This window comes from Micromonospora sp. DT62, assembly GCF_049847285.1.
Lineage (GTDB): Bacteria > Actinomycetota > Actinomycetes > Mycobacteriales > Micromonosporaceae > Micromonospora > Micromonospora reichwaldensis.
On record NZ_JBNCOB010000002.1, the window covers coordinates 157727 to 174463 of the forward strand.

A 16737-nucleotide genomic window follows, 5' to 3' on the forward strand; every position below is an offset into this window, starting at 1 on the left:
CCGACCGTGCCACCTGCCAGGTGTGGCCCGCCGGGATGCCGGGTACCGGAGTTGGATCAGCCGCCCACCACCATCGACGGGAGACGCCAATGGCAGAGCGCGGGGACGAGAGCCTGGTGCACACGTTGAAGAAGGTCGCCGCCGTGCTCAAGCAGGAAGAGATTCCCTTCGCGCTCGGGGGCAGCTTCGCGGTGTACGCCCACGGCGGTCACTCCAGCGACCACGACGTCGACTTCCTGATCCGGGAGGTCGACGTGGAACGGTCCCTCGAGGCGCTGGTCGCGGCGGGCTTCACCGCCGAGCGACCGCCCGAGGACTGGCTGGTCAAGGTGTTCGACGACGGTCGCATGGTGGACCTGATCCACCGGCCGATCGAGACGCCGGTGACGGAGGAGACGTTCGCCGACACGGTCGTGCGGCCGGTCGACGCGATCCACATGCCCGTGCTCTCGGCCAGCCAACTCATGGTGCACAAGCTGCTGAGCTTCTCGCAGCACTACTGCGACTTCGCCCGGGGCCTGCCGCTGGCCCGTTCCCTGCGGGAGCAGATCGACTGGGAACGGGTACGCAAGGAGACGCAGCACTCCCCGTACGCGGAGGCGTTCCTGGTGCTGCTGGACCGGCTGGAAGTGGTGCCGCACTCCGGCACCGGCGAGGGAGAGGGGACACCGTGACCGAGCACCGCGACGTCGCCACCGGACCGCCCGACGAGTACGTCGAGGCGGAGATCCACCGGCTGCTCGCCGAGGACCCGGACGTGGCCGAGCAGGGGATCACCGTGGTCCGCCGGGAGCGCGGCCTCGTGCTCTACGGCGAGGTCGAGAGCCCGCACCGGCGGGAGGAGATCCTGCGCCGGGTGGCCGAGCGCTTCCCCGACGTGCCGGTCACCAGCGACATCGGGGTGATCCGCGCGCAGGCGCCCACGGAGATCGAGCAACTGCCCTGAGGAGGTTCCATGGTGATCCGGATCGCCGCCGTGGGCGACGTGCATCTGGACGAGGACGTGGTCGGCCGGTTCCGGCCGGCACTGGACGAGCTGCCCGAGCACGCCGACGTGCTGTTGCTCGCCGGCGACCTGACCCGGCACGGGACGGAGTCGGAGGCCCGGTGCGTGGCCACCGAGTTCGGCGGGTTGGGCGTGCCGGTGGTGACCGTGCTGGGCAATCACGACCACCAGTGCGACCAGGTGCCGCAGGTGGTCAAGGTGCTCGAGGACGCCGGGATCACCGTGCTGGAGGGCGACGGCGTCGTGTTGGACTGCGCCGGTGGCCGGCTGGGTGTGGCCGGGGTGAAGGGGTTCGGCGGGGGGTTCGCCGGCCGCTGCGCCAGCGACTTCGGCGAGCCGGAGATGAAGGCGTTCGTCCGGACCACCACCCAGAGCGCGGACGCCCTGTCCGCCGCCCTGCGGGGACTGGAGTGCGACGTGCTGGTGGCGCTGACCCACTACGCGCCGGTGCCCGACACGCTCGCCGGTGAGCCGCTGGAGATCTACCCGTTCCTGGGCTCGTACCAGCTCGGGCAGGCGATCGACTCGGCGCCGACCGCGCTGGCCCTGCACGGGCACGCGCACGCCGGCTCCGAGCGGGGCACCACGCCCGGCGGGGTACGCGTCCGCAACGTCGCCCACCCCGTGATCAAGCAGGCGTACAGCGTCTTCCACCTGGGCGACCACCTCGATCACGCACAGGTTTCCGGCGTCGGCGGGTCGGGTATTCAGCAAACATGGAGCTGATTCTCTGGATTCTCGCAGTCGTACTCGTGGTCGCCGGCATCCTCGCGCTGTTCCGGCGGCAGATCCTGTGGGGCGTCGTCCTCATCGTGGTCGGCCTGCTCGTCGGGCCGGGTGGTGTGAGCATCTTCAATTGACGAGGCGGCTACAGGCCGCCGCTCAGGACCCACCGGGGTCGTCGTGACCGGAACTCCGTCCTCCCGACAGGAGCATCCGGGCATGACGACCCCGGTGTCGTGCCGGCCGGAGGGTGACCGCGGGTTTACCGTCCACCTTCAGCGGACATATCCCCACCATGGAGATGTCCAGGAGCGCTGAACGGACCGGCGGCGCCCGGCAGTGGTGGGCACTGCTCGGCTTCGGGGCGGCGGTGTTCGTCGCCGCGGCGATCGGCGGGCTCGGTGTGCAGGGCACCTCGGCCGAGTACGCGAGCCTCGAACAGCCCGCCTGGGCTCCCCCGTCCTGGCTCTTCGGACCGGTCTGGAGCCTTCTCTACGCGATGATCGCGGTGGCCGGCTGGCTGGTCTGGCGGCGGGTCGGCTTCGGCCCGGCCCTCTGGGCGTGGATCGCCCAGCTGGTGCTCAACGCCGTCTGGACGCCGCTCTTCTTCGGCGCCGGCCGCTACGGGCTGGCGTTCGCCGAGATCCTGCTGATGTGGGTGGCGATCGGCGTGACGGTCGCGCTCTTCCGCAAGGTGTCCCGCCCGGCGACCCTGCTGATGCTGCCCTACTGGGCGTGGGTCACCTTCGCGGCCGCCCTCAACTTCGCCATCTGGCGCCTGAACGGCTGAGCGCCATCTGGCGCCTGAACGGCTGAGCGCCATCTGGCGGCTGAACCGGCTGAGCCGGGCGACGGAGGGCACGACGACGGAACGGGGCCCCGGCGTGCAGCCGGGGCCCCGTCACCCGTTCAGCAGCGCGGTACGCCGGGGATGTAGCCGTCGGAGCCGGTGTAGACGTACGCGTCGGAGATGAAGCGGCCGGAGCCGATCCGGTCCCAGATCGTGCTGGTGCCGTAGGTGCCGGTGACGCTGGTGCCGCTGGTCTGGCACTGGATGGTCACCTGGGCGCCATCGGCGACCGTGCCGACGGCGGCGTAGCCGGTGCCGGGGCCGGACCGCACGGTCAGCGCGATCCCGCTGGTGGTGTTGACCGTGCCGGAACCGGAGCTGCCGCCGCAGCCGTTGTCACTGGAGTAGTTCTTGGTGCCCCAGTAGAGGGCGAGCGCGCCGTTGAACCGCACCTGGATGTCGGCGCCGTTGAGCCGCTGCTCGTAGTGCAGGTGCGGGCCGGTCGAGCCGCCGGTGCTGCCGACCCAGCCGATCACCTTGCCGTAGCCGACGCTCTGGCCCACGGAGACGTTGAAGCCGTTGAGGTGGGCGTAGTAGGTGTGGTAGCCGCCCGCGTGGCTGATCCGCACGTACTTTCCGTAACTGGTGCCGCCGAGATCCGTGACCCGGTCGACGGTGCCCGGCGCGCTCGCCACCACCGGGTCGCCCAGGTCGTCAGTGCGGTTGAAGTCCACCGAGTACGCCGGGCTGTGGTTGGTCCGGGTCTGACCGGACCAGGACTGCCCGCACGGGAACGGGACCTTGAACGTGGGGGCGGCCATCGCCGGGGCCGCCGGGACGACCAGCGCCCCCACAGCCAGCAGACCGGCCGCCAGCAGGCCCAACCACCGCTTGCCCATCCAATACCTCCTATGTCGAAATCCTTCGATTGCCGGCCTCCAGAGTGACAGAAAATGACATCAATGGAAAGGGGTCGAATTCCCGTGTGGGAGCGCGCCCAGCAGGGGGTTTACGGGTTTCCGGATTGTTACTCGCTCGTGTCCGGATAGGGGTGGACCAGCCCAGATGCAAGCGCTTACATGTGGTGACGCCCATCGGACCGGCGCGGGTTCGATCCCTGACGCGCCGGCAAGGAAGGAGAACAGCATGGCGTTTGCCAGATCACGCCAGGCTCTCGCGATCGCCGGCGCGCTGGGGCTGGCGCTGAGCGCCACCGCCTGCGGCACCGGCAGCGACAAGAAGAGTGAGACCGCGGGCTCCGCGGAGTGTGCCGCATACGAGAAGTACGGCGACAACGACGGCAAGAAGGTCACGATCTACTCGTCGATCCGGGACATCGAGGCCGACCGCCTCGCGGAGTCCTGGAAGCAGTTCGAGGACTGCACCGGCATCAAGATCGACCACGAGGGCAGCGGCGAGTTCGAGGCCCAGCTCAACGTCCGGGTCGACGGTGGCAACGCCCCCGACCTCGCGTTCATCCCGCAGCCGGGTCTGCTCAAGCGCTTCGTCGACTCGGGCAAGCTCAAGCCCGTCGGCGCTGACACCAAGAAGATGGCCGAGGAGAACTACCCGGCCGACTGGCTGAAGTACAGCACCGTCAACGGCCAGTTCTACGGCGCCCCGCTCGGCTCCAACGTGAAGTCCTTCGTCTGGTACTCGCCGAAGACCTTCAAGGAGAAGGGCTGGACGGTCCCGACCAGCTGGGACGAGCTGATCAAGCTCAGCGACCAGATCGCGGCCGCCGGCACCAAGCCGTGGTGCGCCGGCATCGAGTCCGGTGAGGCCACCGGCTGGCCGGCCACGGACTGGATCGAAGACCTGATGCTGCGGACGCAGACCCCCGAGGTCTACGACCAGTGGACCACCCACGGCATCCCGTTCAACGACCCGAAGGTCGCCGAGGCCCTCGACAAGGCCGGCACCATCCTCAAGAACGAGAAGTACGTCAACGGCGGCTTCGGCGGCGTGAAGAGCATCGCCACCACCTCCTTCCAGGAGGCCGGCGTGCCGATCACCACCGGCAAGTGCGCGCTGCACCGTCAGGCGTCCTTCTACGCCAACCAGTGGCCGAAGGGCACCAAGGTGGCCGAGGACGGCGACGTCTTCGCGTTCTACTTCCCGGCGATCGACGCCAGCAAGGGCAAGCCGGTGCTGGGTGGCGGCGAGTTCGTCGCGGCCTTCGCCGACCGTCCCGAGGTCCAGGCCGTGCAGACCTACCTCGCGTCGGGCGAGTACACCAACAGCCGCGCCAAGATCGGCGACTGGGTGTCGGCGAACAACAAGCTCGACCTGGCCAACGTCGCCAACCCCATCGACAAGCTCTCCGTCCAGATCCTCCAGGACAAGTCCACCGTCTTCCGCTTCGACGGCTCGGACCTGATGCCGGCGGCCGTCGGCTCCGGGACGTTCTGGAAGGGCATGGTCCAGTGGATCAACGGCAAGGACACCGCCACCGTGCTCCAGGGCATCGAGAGCAGCTGGAAGTGATCTGACCGGGGGGACCGGTCCGCTGGCGCGGGCCGGTCCCCCCGGTTCGTCACCGAACCCTTGAAGGAGGGTCGATGGAGTTCGACTTCATCGAGGAGAAGGACAAGTTCATCATGCTGGGGTGGGGGCTGTTCGCCTTCGTCCTGGTCGTGGGTGGCCTGCTCCTGCTCCTCGACGTGGTGCCGTCCTGGTTCGCCCGGCGCAGGGAGGAGCAGATCATCGCCGCCGCAGCGAGCGGCGCCCCGCTCCCCCGTCGGCGCAAGCCGCGGGAGGGCACGTTCGCGCTCTTCTTCCTGCTGCCGACGCTGCTGCTGCTCACCGTCGGGCTGGTGGTTCCGGCCATCCGCACCACGATGCTGTCGTTCATGGACGGCAACAGCAACGAGTGGGTCGGGCTGCGCAACTACGGCTGGATGTTCTCCGAGGACTCGATCGTCCGGGTGTTGATCAACACCCTGGTGTGGGTGCTCCTCGTCCCGCTGGTCGCCACCTCGTTCGGGCTGCTCTACGCCGTGATGGTGGACAAGGCCCGGTTCGAGGCCGTGGCCAAGTCGCTGATCTTCCTGCCGATGGCGATCTCCTTCGTCGGCGCGAGCATCATCTGGAAGTTCGTCTACGCGTACCGGGGTGACGGGCAGGACCAGATCGGCCTGCTCAACCAGATCGTGGTCAGCCTCGGCGGCGAGCCGAAGCAGTGGCTGCTGGACTCACCGCTGAACACGCTGCTGCTGATCGTGATCATGGTCTGGATCCAGGCCGGCTTCGCCATGGTGGTGCTCTCGGCCGCGATCAAGGCGATCCCCGCCGACATCGTGGAGGCGGCCCGCCTCGACGGGGTCACCCCGTGGCAGATGTTCTGGCAGATCACCATGCCCAGCATCCGCCCGGCGCTGATCGTGGTCGTGGTGACGCTGTCGATCGCCACCCTCAAGGTCTTCGACATCGTCCGGACGTCCACGAACGGCAACTACGAGACCAGCGTCATCGCCAACGAGATGTACAACCAGGCGTTCCGGTACGGCGAGAACGGGCAGGGCTCGGCGCTGGCGGTCTTCCTGTTCATCCTGGTGATCCCGATCGTGATCTACCAGATCCGCAACCTCCGTCAGCAGCGGGAGGGCTGAGATGACCACCGCAACGCCCACCGTCGCCGCCGGCACCCAGAAGACCGCCGGCCACGGCACCAGCACCGCCGGACGGGTTCGCAAGCGGCTGAACAGCCGTACCGCGACCCTCGTCTCGATCGCCATCGCGGTGCTCTGGACCATCCCCACCTTCGGCCTGTTCATCTCCTCGTTCCGGCCGGAGGGCGAGATCAAGAGCACGGGGTGGTGGACCTTCTTCACCAACCCGTCGTTCACCCTGGAGAACTACCAGGAGGTGCTGTTCGGGCGCTCCTCGTCGTCCGGGCAACTCGCCAGCTACTTCATCAACTCGCTGGCGATCACCATCCCGTCGGTGCTCTTCCCGCTCGCCTTCGCGGCCCTGGCCGCGTACGCGCTGGCCTGGATCAATTTCCGCGGCCGGGACTGGATGTACATCGCGATCTTCGCGTTGCAGATCGTGCCGCTGCAGATGGCCCTGGTGCCGCTGCTGAAGTTCTTCTCCACCGGCGTCACCGTCGCCGGGGTCACCGTCATGCCGGCCTGGGATTTGGTCGACGAACAGAAGTTCGCGCAGGTGTGGTTCGCGCACACCTGCTTCGCGCTGCCGTTCGCCGTCTTCCTGCTGCACAACTTCATCTCGCAGCTGCCCGGAGAATTGATGGAGTCGGCCCGCGTCGACGGGGCCACCCACCCGAAGATCTTCCGCAGCATCGTGCTCCCGCTGATCACCCCGGCGCTGGCCGCGTTCGGCATCTTCCAGTTCCTCTGGGTCTGGAACGACCTGCTGGTCGCGCTGATCTTCGCGGGTGGCAGCGACGAGACCGCCCCGCTCACCGTCCGGCTGGCCGAGATGGCCGGCACCCGGGGCAACGAGTGGCAGCGGCTCACCGCCGGTGCGTTCATCTCGATCGTCGTACCGCTGATCGTCTTCCTGTCCCTCCAGCGCTTCTTCGTGCGCGGCCTGCTCGCCGGCAGCGTCAAGGGCTGAGGCGTCTCCGCCGCCGCCGGTTCACCGGCGGCGGCGGAGCTGCGCGGAGCGGGGGGTAGCGTGACGAGGATCGATGATGTCGCACGCCTGGCCGGGGTATCCACCGCCACCGTGTCCCGGGCGCTGCGAGGGCTGCCGACGGTCTCGGCCGCGACCCGGCGCCGGGTGCTCGCGGCGGCCGAGCAGTTGCAGTACGCCGTCTCGCCGAGCGCCTCGCGGCTGGCCGGCGGGCGCACCGGCACAGTCGCCGTCGTCGTCCCCCGCATCACCCGGTGGTTCTTCGGCACCGTGGTCGAGGCGGTCGAGGACATCCTCCAGCGGGCGGGCTACGACCTGCTGCTCTACAACCTCGGCGGGCGCGAGCAGGTGCGTGCCCGGGTGCTGCGCACCGCCGACCTGCACAAGCGCGTGGACGCGATCATGCTGGTCGCCACGCCGTTGCGGCCCACCGACCTGACCGCCCTGGGCAGGCTGAAGCTTCCCGGGGTGACCCTCAGCTCCGGCACGGTGGTGCCCGGCTGGCCCTGCGTACGCATCGACGACGTGGGTGTCGCGCGGACCGCCACCCGGCACCTGCTCGACCTGGGTCACCGCCGGATCGCCCACATCACCGGCGACCCGGACGACGAACTGGCCTACACCACCCACCTCGACCGGCGGCGCGGCTACCGGGAGGCGCTGTGCGAGGCCGGGATCGAGCCGGACCCCAGCCTGGACGTCGAGTCGCAGTTCACGATCAGCGGCGGTACGCGGGCCACCGAGGAGCTGCTCCGGCGCGGCGACCCGCCGACGGCCATCTTCGCGGCCTGCGACGAGATGGCGATGGGGGCGATGACCGCGCTGCGCGACGCCGGCCTGCGGGTGCCGCAGGACGTCAGCGTGATCGGCGTCGACGACCACGACCTGGCCAGCGTCCTCGGGCTGAGCACGATCGCGCAGCCGGCGGCGGAGCAGGGCCGACTCGCCACGCGGATCCTGCTCGACCCGCTGCACGGTCGGGCCCTGCCGCCGGGGAGCACCCCCTATCTCGACACGCCGGGATCGCCGGTGATCCTGCCCACTCGGCTGATCGTGCGTGAATCGACCGCACCACCCCGGGCACACTAACGGGAACCGGCGACGCCCGGCAGCATCCGACCGACCGGCTCGACACACGGGAGAAGGCCCTGAACAGCAACCCGACGCACCAGGACACGCCCGCCGGCCCGGCCACCGGTTGGTGGACCAGGGCCACCATCTACCAGGTCTACCCGCGCTCCTTCGCCGACTCCGACGGCGACGGGATCGGTGACCTGCCCGGCATCACCGCCCGCCTGGACCACCTCGTGGAACTGGGCGTGGACGCGCTCTGGCTGTCGCCGTTCTACCCGTCGCCGCAGGCCGACGCCGGGTACGACGTGGCCGACTACCGGGACGTGGACCCGCTCTTCGGCACCCTCGCCGACGCCGACCGGCTGATCGCCGGGGCGCACTCGCGCGGGCTGCGGGTCATCGTCGACCTGGTGCCCAACCACACGTCGTCGGCGCACCAGTGGTTCGCCGCGGCGCTCGCCGCCGCCCCCGGCAGCCCGGAGCGCGAGCGCTACGTCTTCCGCGACGGTCGGGGGCCGGACGGCGCGCAGCCCCCGAACGACTGGCAGAGCGTCTTCGGCGGACCGGCCTGGACCCGCGTCACCGGGGCCGACGGCCGCCCCGACCAGTGGTACCTGCACCTGTTCGACTCGGGCCAGCCCGACCTCAACTGGGACAACCCGGAGGTCCGGGAGGAGTTCCTGGAGGTGCTCCGGTTCTGGCTGGACCGCGGCGTCGACGGCTTCCGCGTCGACGTGGCGCACGGCCTGATCAAGCAGGCCGACCTGGCCGACTGGCAGGAGCCGCAGGAGATCCTCTCCGGTCAGGAGATCGACAAGCCGCGCCCGCCGATGTGGGACCAGGAGGGCGTGCACGAGATCTACCGGGACTGGCGGCGCGTGCTGGACGGCTACCCGGACGAGCGGATCCTGGTCGCCGAGGCGTGGGTCGAGCCGGCCGAGCGACTGGCCCGCTACGTCCGCCCGGACGAGATGCACCAGGCGTTCAACTTCGAGTACCTGCTGGCCGCGTGGACCGCGCCGGCCCAGTACGCGGTGATCACCCGCTCGCTGGAGGCCACCGACGTCGTCGGCGCCCCGACCACCTGGGTGCTGTCCAACCACGACGTGGTCCGGCACGCCTCCCGGCTGGGGCTGCCGATCGGCGGCAAACGGCCCAACGGCATCGGCATCGGCGACCCGCAGCCGGACGCCGCGCTCGGCCTGCGCCGGGCCCGGGCGGCCACCCTGCTGATGCTCGCCCTGCCCGGCTCGGCCTACCTCTACCAGGGCGAGGAACTGGGCCTGCCGGAGCACACCACGATGCCCGACGAGGCCCGGCAGGACCCGACCTGGGCGCGCAGCGGACACACCGAGCGGGGTCGGGACGGCTGCCGGGTGCCGATCCCGTGGGAGGCTGACGCCCCCTCGTACGGCTTCGGGCCGACCGACGCGAGCTGGCTGCCGCAGCCGTCGCTCTGGGCGGAGTACGCCCTGGACCGGCAGCGGGACACGCCCGGCTCGACGTACGAGCTGTACCGGACGGCGCTGCGGCTGCGCCGCGAGCACCGGCTCGGCGAGGGCCCACTGGAGTGGCTCGCCTCCGGCGACGAGGTGCTCTCGTTCCGCAACGGGGGGCTGACCGTGCTGACCAACTTCGGCGACGCCGCCGTGCCGCTGCCCACCGGGTCCGAGCTGGTGCACGCCAGCGCCCCGCTGGACGCCGACGGTGCCGTGCCCACCGACGTGACGGTCTGGGTCCGCCCGGCCTGACGGGTGAGTTTGGGGCACCTTCCCCACGCAGTGCGTCAGGAAGGTGCCCCTGCTCACAGCCGTTCGGCGCGGTCGTGCAGCAGGTCCCGGACGTCGTCGATGTCGCCCGGCGAGGTCCGCGAGGCCAGCCAGTACATGACGCCCGTCGGGATGAAGAAGAGCTGGAAGACCGCCAGCCCGACGGCGAAGTTCAGCGGCGGCGGGAAGGCCGCCCGCAGGCCGTGGAAGGCCACCCCCACCAGCCCGTTTCCGGCCGCCCGGCCGACGCCGTTGACGAGGTTGCCGAGGCTGTAGACGGTGCCCCGGTGCTCGGGCGGGTTGACGTCGGCGATCAGGGCGAACCAGTTCGGCGAGTTCGCCGAGGTGAGCGCCAGCGCCACGACGGCGGTGAGCAGGCTCAGCCCGACCGTCGGCTCGGTGAACACGCTGGTCAGCACCGCCCGCACCACAGCGCCGGCGCCGGCGCCGTCCGGCACGTCGATGCGTACCGGCACGAAGAAGAGCACCAGGTAGAACGGCAGCGCCGCGAGGATGCCGACCGCCGCGACCAGGGCCCGGCCCCGGGGCGTACGCCGTTGCAGCGCGTCGCCGACCAGCCCGCCCACGATGGAGAGCACCCCGCCGAGCTGGAACAGGGTGGCGAAGACGCTGCCCACGACCACGGCGGTGGCGGCGGTGTAGCCCTGGTCCTCGGCCCGCTGGGCGAAGAGCACCGGCAGCCAGACCAGCGACCCGAAGGCCGCCTGGGCGGTGAGGCCCTGGAGGATCAGCCAGCGGTTCGTCCGCCGGCCCAGGATCCTCGGCAGGTCCGCCCGGCTGATCCGGTAGTCGTACTCGGCGCCGGTGGCGAGCGCGTCGGCCAACTCCGGCTCGCTCTGCCCGCGCCGGATGTCGTAGGTGAACAGGTAGGCGACGGTCGCCGCGACGCCGACCACGGTCAGCAGCAGGAACGGGCGTCGCCAGTCGGCGGCCCCCAGCAGCCCGCCGACCAGCGTGCCGGCGAGCGTGCCGACGCCCTGGGACAGCCCCCAGAAGCTCATCACCAGCCCCCGACGGCGGGGCGAGATCAGGTCGGTGACGACCGAGAAGCCGACCGACCCGACCGCGCCCAGCCCGACCGCCGCCAGGATCTGCGCCGCCAGGAAGGCGGGATAGTTCGCCGCGACCGCGCTGCCGCCCGTGCCCAGCGCCCAGATGAGGGTGCCGACCATCAGCAGCGGCTTGCGGTTCGCGCGGTCGCCCACGTACGCCCAGCCCACCGCGGCCACCGCGCTGGCCAGGAAGCTCGCGGCGGTGACCAGGCCGAGCAGCCGCTGCGGCACGTCGAAGGCGGCGGAGATGGGCCCGTACAGCGGGGGCACCAGACCGATCGCCACGTTGTCCAGCGAGGCGAGCAGCACGAAGACCACGACGCTGTAGAACCGGTGCGTGGGCGTCCCGCCCCGGGCCCGCGCCGGCCCGCCCCTGGTCAAGGTCATGTGCGGCAGCCAACCAGGATCAGGTCACGAGCGGGTGACGACGCGCGGGCGCGCCGGGCGCTCAGAGATAGCCGCCGATCGCGGGCGGGGCGGCGGACGCGGCCGGCGTGCCTGCCCGCAGCGCGTACAGCTCGGCGAGGGTCGCGCCCTGGGGCGGCACCCCCGCCGCCGTGCCCAGCCACCCGGTCGCCTCCTCGTACGACAGCGGGCCCACCTCGATCCGGGCCAGGCAGCGACCCGGGCGGACCACCGCCGGGTGCAGCCGGGACAGGTCCTCGTTCGTGGTGATCGCGACGAGCACGTCGCGCCCCTGCCCGAGCAGCCCGTCGGTGAGGTTGAGCAGCCGGGACAGGGCCTGCCCGGCGGCCTGCTTCGCCTCGCCCCGGATCAGCTCGTCGCAGTCCTCCAGGATGAGCAGCCGCCACCGGCGGCCCGTCCCCGGCTCACCGTCCTCGTCCCCGACCGCCACCTCGGACAGGTACGCCGTGTCCGCGAAGAGCACGTCCGGGTCGAGCACGGCGTCGACCTGGCACCAGTCGCGCCACTGGCGGGCGAGGGCGCGCAGCGCGGTGGTCTTTCCCGTCCCGGGCGCCCCGTGCAGCAGCACCAGCCGGCCGGAGAGGCGCTCCGGGGTGGTCGCCATCAGCTCGTCGAGCGCGTCACGTGCCGCAGCGGCGTAGTTCGGCCGGATCGCCGCCCACTCCGGCGCGGCGATGGAGCGTACGTCGCGCTGGCTGCCCCGGCGCGGGTTCTGGTGCCAGAAGCCGATCCGGCCGGCGCCCGGATCCTCCGGTTCGACGGCGCCGTCGACGATCCGGTCCAGGGCCTGCCGGCCCACCTCCTCCGAGACCGCCGTGACCGTCACCTCCGCGCCGCGCCCCTTCCAGGTGACCACCCTGGCCGTCCAGCCGTCGCCGGCCAGCAGGCGGGACAGCTGGCGGTTCTCCACCGACGTGCGGAGCAGTCGCCCGTCCGGGGCGGTCAGCGGCGCGTCGGGGCGCACCCGGGAGAGCCGGACGGTGTGCGACCACGGGTGGCGGCCGGTGACGAAGTCCGCCAGGACCAGCGCGTCGATGACGTCGCAGGGGGTGTCCGCGTCGTCGTACTGGAGCATCGAGGGAATGCCGATGCCAGGTGCCTCGTCCGCTTCGGGGGTGGTTCGCATCCGTCGATGATCGCGAGCCGGGGCGCGCCCGTACAGTCCTTTAGCCCGCCACGGCGTCGACCCGATCGAGGAAGTGCTCGCGGGCGGCGGCGTACCGCTGCCGGATGGCGGGGACGGGGGCGGCGGCGTACTCCTCGGTGCCCTGGACGGACCACGTGGGGGGCGCCGCGCCGCCCAGGGCGACCCAGGCGGCCTGGCGGGCGGCGCCGTCGGCGACGTACTCGCCGGGCGGCGGGACGACCACCGGCACCCCGAGCACCTGCGGCGCGATGCGGCGCACCGCCGCCGAGCGGGCGCCCCCGCCGACCAGGATCACCCGGCGCACGGCGGCGCCCTGGGCGGTGAGCGCGTCGAGCCCGTCGGCGAGGGCACAGAGCAGTCCCTCGACGGCGGCGCGTGCCAGGTGGGCGGCCGTCGAGGTGCGCAGGGTCAGCCCGTGCACGGCCCCGGACGCCAGCGGCCGGTCGGGCGTCCGCTCGCCCTCCAGGTAGGGCACCATGACCAGCCCGTCCGCGCCAGCGGGGGCGGTGAGCGCCAGCCGGGCCAGCTCGTCCAGGTCGACCCGGAGCATCGCCGCCGCGGCGTCGAGCACCCGCGCGGCGTTGAGCGTGCAGACCAGGGGCAGGAAGCGGCCGGTGGCGTCGGCGAAGCCGGCGACCGCGCCGCCCGGGTCGGCGGCCGGGGCGTCGGCGACGCTGAACACGGTGCCGGAGGTGCCGATCGAGACGACCACGTCGCCCGGGCCAGCGCCGACGCCGAGCGCGGCGGCGGCGTTGTCCCCGGTGCCCGGGCCGAGCACCGCCCCGTCGTGCAACCGGTCGCCGTTGGCCAGGGGGTCGCCGTGGGGCAGCCCCGGGCCGACCCGGAAGGCGTCGGGGCGTACGGCGCCGGCCGGCTCCGCCGGGCCGAGCACGGTCGGCACGTGCGGCCGCCGGCCGAACGCCCGCTCCAGCAGGTCGAGGCGGTAGTCGCCGGTGGCCGGGGACCAGTAGCCGGTGCCGCTGGCGTCGCCCCGGTCGGTGCGCAGCGCCGGCAGGCCCGGCGCGCCCGCCAGCCGCCAGGTCAGCCAGTCGTGCGGCAGGCAGACCGCCGCCACCCGGGCCGCGCGCTCCGGCTCGTGCCGGGCCAGCCAGCGCAGCTTGGTGACGGTGAAGCTGGCGACCGGCACGCTGCCCACCGCCTCCGCCCAGAAGCGGCGGCCGTCCTCCCCGCCGCCGGCCTCCTCGACCAGTTCGGCGGCGGCCCCGGCGGAACGGGTGTCGTTCCACAGCAGCGCCGGCCGGACCACGTCACCCGCCTCGTCGAGGCACACCATGCCGTGCTGCTGGCCGGCGACGGAGACCGCCGCCACGTCGGCCAGCCCGCCGGCGGCGTCGACCGCCGCGCCCAGCGCGGACCACCACGCCGCCGGGTCGACCTCGGTGCCGTCCGGGTGCGGCGCCCGGCCCTGCCGGAGCAGGGCGCCGGTCTCCGCGTCCCGGACGACGACCTTGCAGGACTGGGTCGAGGAGTCGACCCCCGCGACGATCGCCATCGCCGGCCTCAGCGGGCGCCGAGCAGGTGCTCGACGGCGAGCTGGTTGAGCCGGACGAAGCCGAAGCCCTTCGCCGCGGCGGTGTCGACGTCGAACTCCTCGAACGCGGACCGGTCGGCGATCAGGTCGGCGTAGCCCTCGCCCGGCGCCAGCGTCGGCGTACCCAGGTCGGCGACCCGGCTCGCGGCCAGCGCCTCGGCGACCTCCGGGTCCGCCCGGAACGCCGCCGCCCGCTCCTTGAGCAGCAGGTACGTGCGCATGTTCGCCTCCGCCGACGCCCAGACGCCGGTCATGTCCTCGGTGCGCGAGGGCTTGTAGTCGAAGTGCCGGGGGCCGTCGTAGGCGGGCCCGCCGCCGGGGCCACCGTGCTCCAGGAGGTCGACCAGGGCGAACGCGTTCAGCAGGTCGCCGTGGCCGAAGACGAGGTCCTGGTCGTACTTGACGCCGCGCTGGCCGTTGAGGTCGATGTGGAACAGCTTGCCCTGCCAGAGCGCCTGGGCGATGCCGTGGGCGAAGTTCAGGCCGGCCATCTGCTCGTGCCCCACCTCCGGGTTGAGCCCGACCAGCTCGGGGCGGGCCAGGGTGGAGATGAAGGCCAGGGCGTGCCCGACGGTGGGCAGCAGGATGTCGCCGCGCGGCTCGTTCGGCTTGGGCTCGATGGCGAAGCGCAGGTCGTAGCCGGAGTCGACGACGTACTGGCAGAGCAGGTCGACGGCCTCCCGGTAGCGGTCCAGCGCGGCCCGGACGTCCTTGGCGAGGTCGTACTCGGCGCCCTCCCGGCCGCCCCACATCACGAAGGTGCGGGCGCCCAGCTCCGCGGCGAGGTCCACGTTGCGCAGCACCTTGCGCAGGGCGTAGCGCCGGACGTCGCGGTCGTTGCTGGTGAAGCCGCCGTCCTTGAAGACGGGGTGGGTGAAGAGGTTGGTGGTCACCATCGGGACCACCAGGCCGGTCTCGTCGAGCGCCTTGCGGAAGCGGGCCACGTGCTGGTCGCGGGCGGCGGCGTCGGCGCCGAAGGGCACCAGGTCGTCGTCGTGGAACGTGATCCCGTACGCCCCCAGCTCGGCGAGCCGGTGCACCGCCTCGACCGGGTCCAGCTCGGGGCGGGTGGCGTCGCCGAACGGGTCGCGGGCCTGCCAGCCCACCGTCCAGAGGCCGAAGGAGAACTTGTCGGCGGGAGTGGGACGGGGTGCCATGGCAGACCTCCGGTGGTGTCGTCCGCTATTTGTTCAGTGGTTGAATTATTTGGCGGGCCTGTGGCAGTGTCAAGGGGTGACCCGACCCGACGCCCCGCCCGGGCCCGTACGCCAGGGCAGCCTGCGCGAGTGGAACCTCGCCGTGGTGCTCGGCCGGATCGCCGCCGCCGACCGCCCGCCCTCCCGGGCCGAGCTGGCCGCCGGCACCGGCCTCACCCGGGCCACCGTCTCGGCCGTGGTGGAGGACCTGCTCGCCGGCCGCTTGGTCGCCGAGTCGGAGCCGACGCCCCGGACCGGCGCGGGACGGCCCTCGCGGGGCCTGGTGCTCGCCACGGACGGTCCGGCCGGGCTCGGCCTGGAGGTCAACGTCGACTACCTGGCCGCCTGCGTGGTCGACCTCGCCGGCCGGGTCCGCCACCACACCGTGCACCGCGCCGACCTGCGGCCCGTCTCCCCCGCCGAGGCGCTCGCCCGGCTGGCCGACCTGGCCGCCCGCGCCCGTGCCGACGCCGCCCGCGAGGGGCTCACCCTGGCCGGCGCGGCCCTCGCGGTGCCCGGCCTGGTCGACGACGCCGGCCAGGTCCGCCTCGCCCCGAACCTCGGCTGGCGCGACGTGCCCGTCCCCGCGCTGCTCGCCGAGGGGCCGCCGCTGACCGCACACGTCGACGGCGTACCGCCGCTGGTGGTCGACAACGAGGCCAACCTCGCCGCGCTGGGCGAGCTGCACGCCGGGCCGGCGGGCCGGGCCAGCTTCCTGCACATCTCCGGCGAGGTCGGCATCGGCGCCGGGATCGTGCTCGACGGAGCCCTGTTCCGGGGCTCGCGCGGCTGGAGCGGGGAGATCGGCCACCTCCCGATCCGGCCCGACGGCCCGCCCTGCCGGTGCGGCGGGCGGGGCTGCCTGGAGACGTACACCGGTCAGGAGGCGATCCTCGCCGCGGCCGGCCTCGCCGGCGCGGACCTGCCGGCGGACACCGCGACCACCCGGCTGGCCGAGCTGGCCGGGGCCGGCGACCCGGGCGCGCTGCGGGCCCTGGCCGAGGCCGGCACCGCCCTGGGGGTCGCCGTCGCCGGCGTGGTGAACCTGCTGGACCTGGACACCGTGGTGCTCGGCGGCGGGTACGCCCCGCTGGCGCCGTGGCTGCGCCCGCCGGTGCTCACCGAGATCTCCCGGCGGGTGCTCACCGCGGCCTGGTCGCCGGTCACCGTCCGCCCGGCGTCCCTCGGCGCCGCCGCCGCGGCCGTCGGCGGGGCCGGTTCGGTGGTACGCCGGATCCTGGCGCGCCCGGCGGGCTGGCTGGCCCGGGCGACCTGAGCCGGATTCCCCCGAGGTGGCGTCGCCACGCCTCGGTACGCTTGTCCCGAGGCAACCACCCCCATCCGAGGAGAGCACGACCAGCATGCGCACAGGTCGACTGACC

Annotated in this window: 16 protein-coding genes; 11 read left to right on the forward strand and 5 right to left on the reverse strand. The window is 72.5% G+C overall.

What is annotated here, in order from left to right; translation table 11 throughout:
- Nucleotides 1-35: 35 nt before the first annotated feature.
- The 5 genes from ACPXCB_RS04290 to ACPXCB_RS04310 all read left to right on the forward strand — a co-directional run bounded on the left by ACPXCB_RS04290 (nt 36) and on the right by ACPXCB_RS04310 (nt 2519).
- A complete protein-coding gene (locus ACPXCB_RS04290; RefSeq protein WP_132239419.1) occupies nt 36-674 on the forward strand; it encodes a nucleotidyltransferase family protein in 639 nt (212 codons plus the stop codon).
- Complete coding sequence (locus tag ACPXCB_RS04295) at nt 671-946, forward strand: hypothetical protein (protein WP_132239421.1); 276 nt, start codon at nt 671-673, stop codon at nt 944-946. The genes ACPXCB_RS04290 and ACPXCB_RS04295 overlap by 4 nt, the downstream gene beginning before the upstream one ends.
- Nucleotides 947-955: 9 nt before the next feature.
- Nucleotides 956-1732 carry a metallophosphoesterase family protein gene (locus ACPXCB_RS04300; RefSeq protein ID WP_151453289.1) on the forward strand — a complete coding sequence of 259 codons (777 nt, stop codon included), beginning with the start codon at nt 956-958 and terminating at the stop codon, nt 1730-1732.
- Nucleotides 1723-1866: a GPGG-motif small membrane protein gene (locus tag ACPXCB_RS04305; RefSeq protein ID WP_165947907.1), complete on the forward strand. Its 144-nt coding sequence runs from the start codon at nt 1723-1725 to the stop codon at nt 1864-1866. The genes ACPXCB_RS04300 and ACPXCB_RS04305 overlap by 10 nt, the downstream gene beginning before the upstream one ends.
- A gap of 158 nt (nt 1867-2024) precedes the next feature.
- Nucleotides 2025-2519, forward strand: a complete 495-nt coding sequence (locus ACPXCB_RS04310) for a TspO/MBR family protein (RefSeq protein ID WP_425872391.1) — start codon at nt 2025-2027, stop codon at nt 2517-2519.
- A gap of 119 nt (nt 2520-2638) precedes the next feature.
- Here the strand turns inward: ACPXCB_RS04310 and ACPXCB_RS04315 are convergent, their stop codons facing one another.
- Nucleotides 2639-3418 (reverse strand): peptidoglycan DD-metalloendopeptidase family protein, encoded by a 780-nt coding sequence (locus tag ACPXCB_RS04315; protein WP_425872393.1) that lies wholly within the window; start codon nt 3416-3418, stop codon nt 2639-2641.
- 247 nt (nt 3419-3665) lie between these two features.
- Between ACPXCB_RS04315 and ACPXCB_RS04320 the strand changes: the two genes are divergently transcribed.
- The 5 genes from ACPXCB_RS04320 (at nt 3666) to ACPXCB_RS04340 (ending at nt 9943) form a co-directional block, all read left to right on the forward strand.
- Nucleotides 3666-5006 (forward strand): ABC transporter substrate-binding protein, encoded by a 1341-nt coding sequence (locus ACPXCB_RS04320; RefSeq protein ID WP_425872395.1) that lies wholly within the window; start codon nt 3666-3668, stop codon nt 5004-5006.
- 74 nt (nt 5007-5080) lie between these two features.
- A complete protein-coding gene (locus ACPXCB_RS04325; RefSeq protein ID WP_425872397.1) occupies nt 5081-6130 on the forward strand; it encodes a carbohydrate ABC transporter permease in 1050 nt (349 codons plus the stop codon).
- A 1-nt stretch (nt 6131) separates the two neighbouring features.
- Complete coding sequence (locus ACPXCB_RS04330; protein ID WP_425872399.1) at nt 6132-7100, forward strand: carbohydrate ABC transporter permease; 969 nt, start codon at nt 6132-6134, stop codon at nt 7098-7100.
- A 60-nt stretch (nt 7101-7160) separates the two neighbouring features.
- Nucleotides 7161-8207 carry a LacI family DNA-binding transcriptional regulator gene (locus ACPXCB_RS04335; RefSeq protein WP_425872401.1) on the forward strand — a complete coding sequence of 349 codons (1047 nt, stop codon included), beginning with the start codon at nt 7161-7163 and terminating at the stop codon, nt 8205-8207.
- A gap of 59 nt (nt 8208-8266) precedes the next feature.
- The gene (locus ACPXCB_RS04340; RefSeq protein ID WP_425872876.1) at nt 8267-9943 is read left to right on the forward strand and encodes an alpha-amylase family glycosyl hydrolase; all 1677 of its coding nucleotides are present in this window, start codon (nt 8267-8269) and stop codon (nt 9941-9943) included.
- Nucleotides 9944-9996: 53 nt separating this feature from the next.
- Here the strand turns inward: ACPXCB_RS04340 and ACPXCB_RS04345 are convergent, their stop codons facing one another.
- The 4 genes from ACPXCB_RS04345 to xylA form a co-directional block, all read right to left on the reverse strand.
- A complete protein-coding gene (locus ACPXCB_RS04345) occupies nt 9997-11421 on the reverse strand; it encodes an MFS transporter (protein ID WP_425872403.1) in 1425 nt (474 codons plus the stop codon).
- Nucleotides 11422-11482: 61 nt separating this feature from the next.
- Complete coding sequence (locus ACPXCB_RS04350) at nt 11483-12586, reverse strand: DUF5925 domain-containing protein (RefSeq protein ID WP_425872405.1); 1104 nt, start codon at nt 12584-12586, stop codon at nt 11483-11485.
- A 40-nt stretch (nt 12587-12626) separates the two neighbouring features.
- Nucleotides 12627-14120 (reverse strand): xylulokinase, encoded by a 1494-nt coding sequence (gene xylB, locus ACPXCB_RS04355; protein WP_425872407.1) that lies wholly within the window; start codon nt 14118-14120, stop codon nt 12627-12629.
- 8 nt (nt 14121-14128) lie between these two features.
- A complete protein-coding gene (xylA, locus tag ACPXCB_RS04360) occupies nt 14129-15316 on the reverse strand; it encodes a xylose isomerase (protein WP_425872409.1) in 1188 nt (395 codons plus the stop codon).
- 49 nt (nt 15317-15365) lie between these two features.
- Here xylA and ACPXCB_RS04365 point away from each other — a divergent pair, with 49 nt between their 5' ends.
- Entirely contained in the window at nt 15366-16631 is a 1266-nt protein-coding gene (locus ACPXCB_RS04365; RefSeq protein WP_425872878.1) for an ROK family protein, read from the forward strand.
- Nucleotides 16632-16737: the final 106 nt, after the last annotated feature.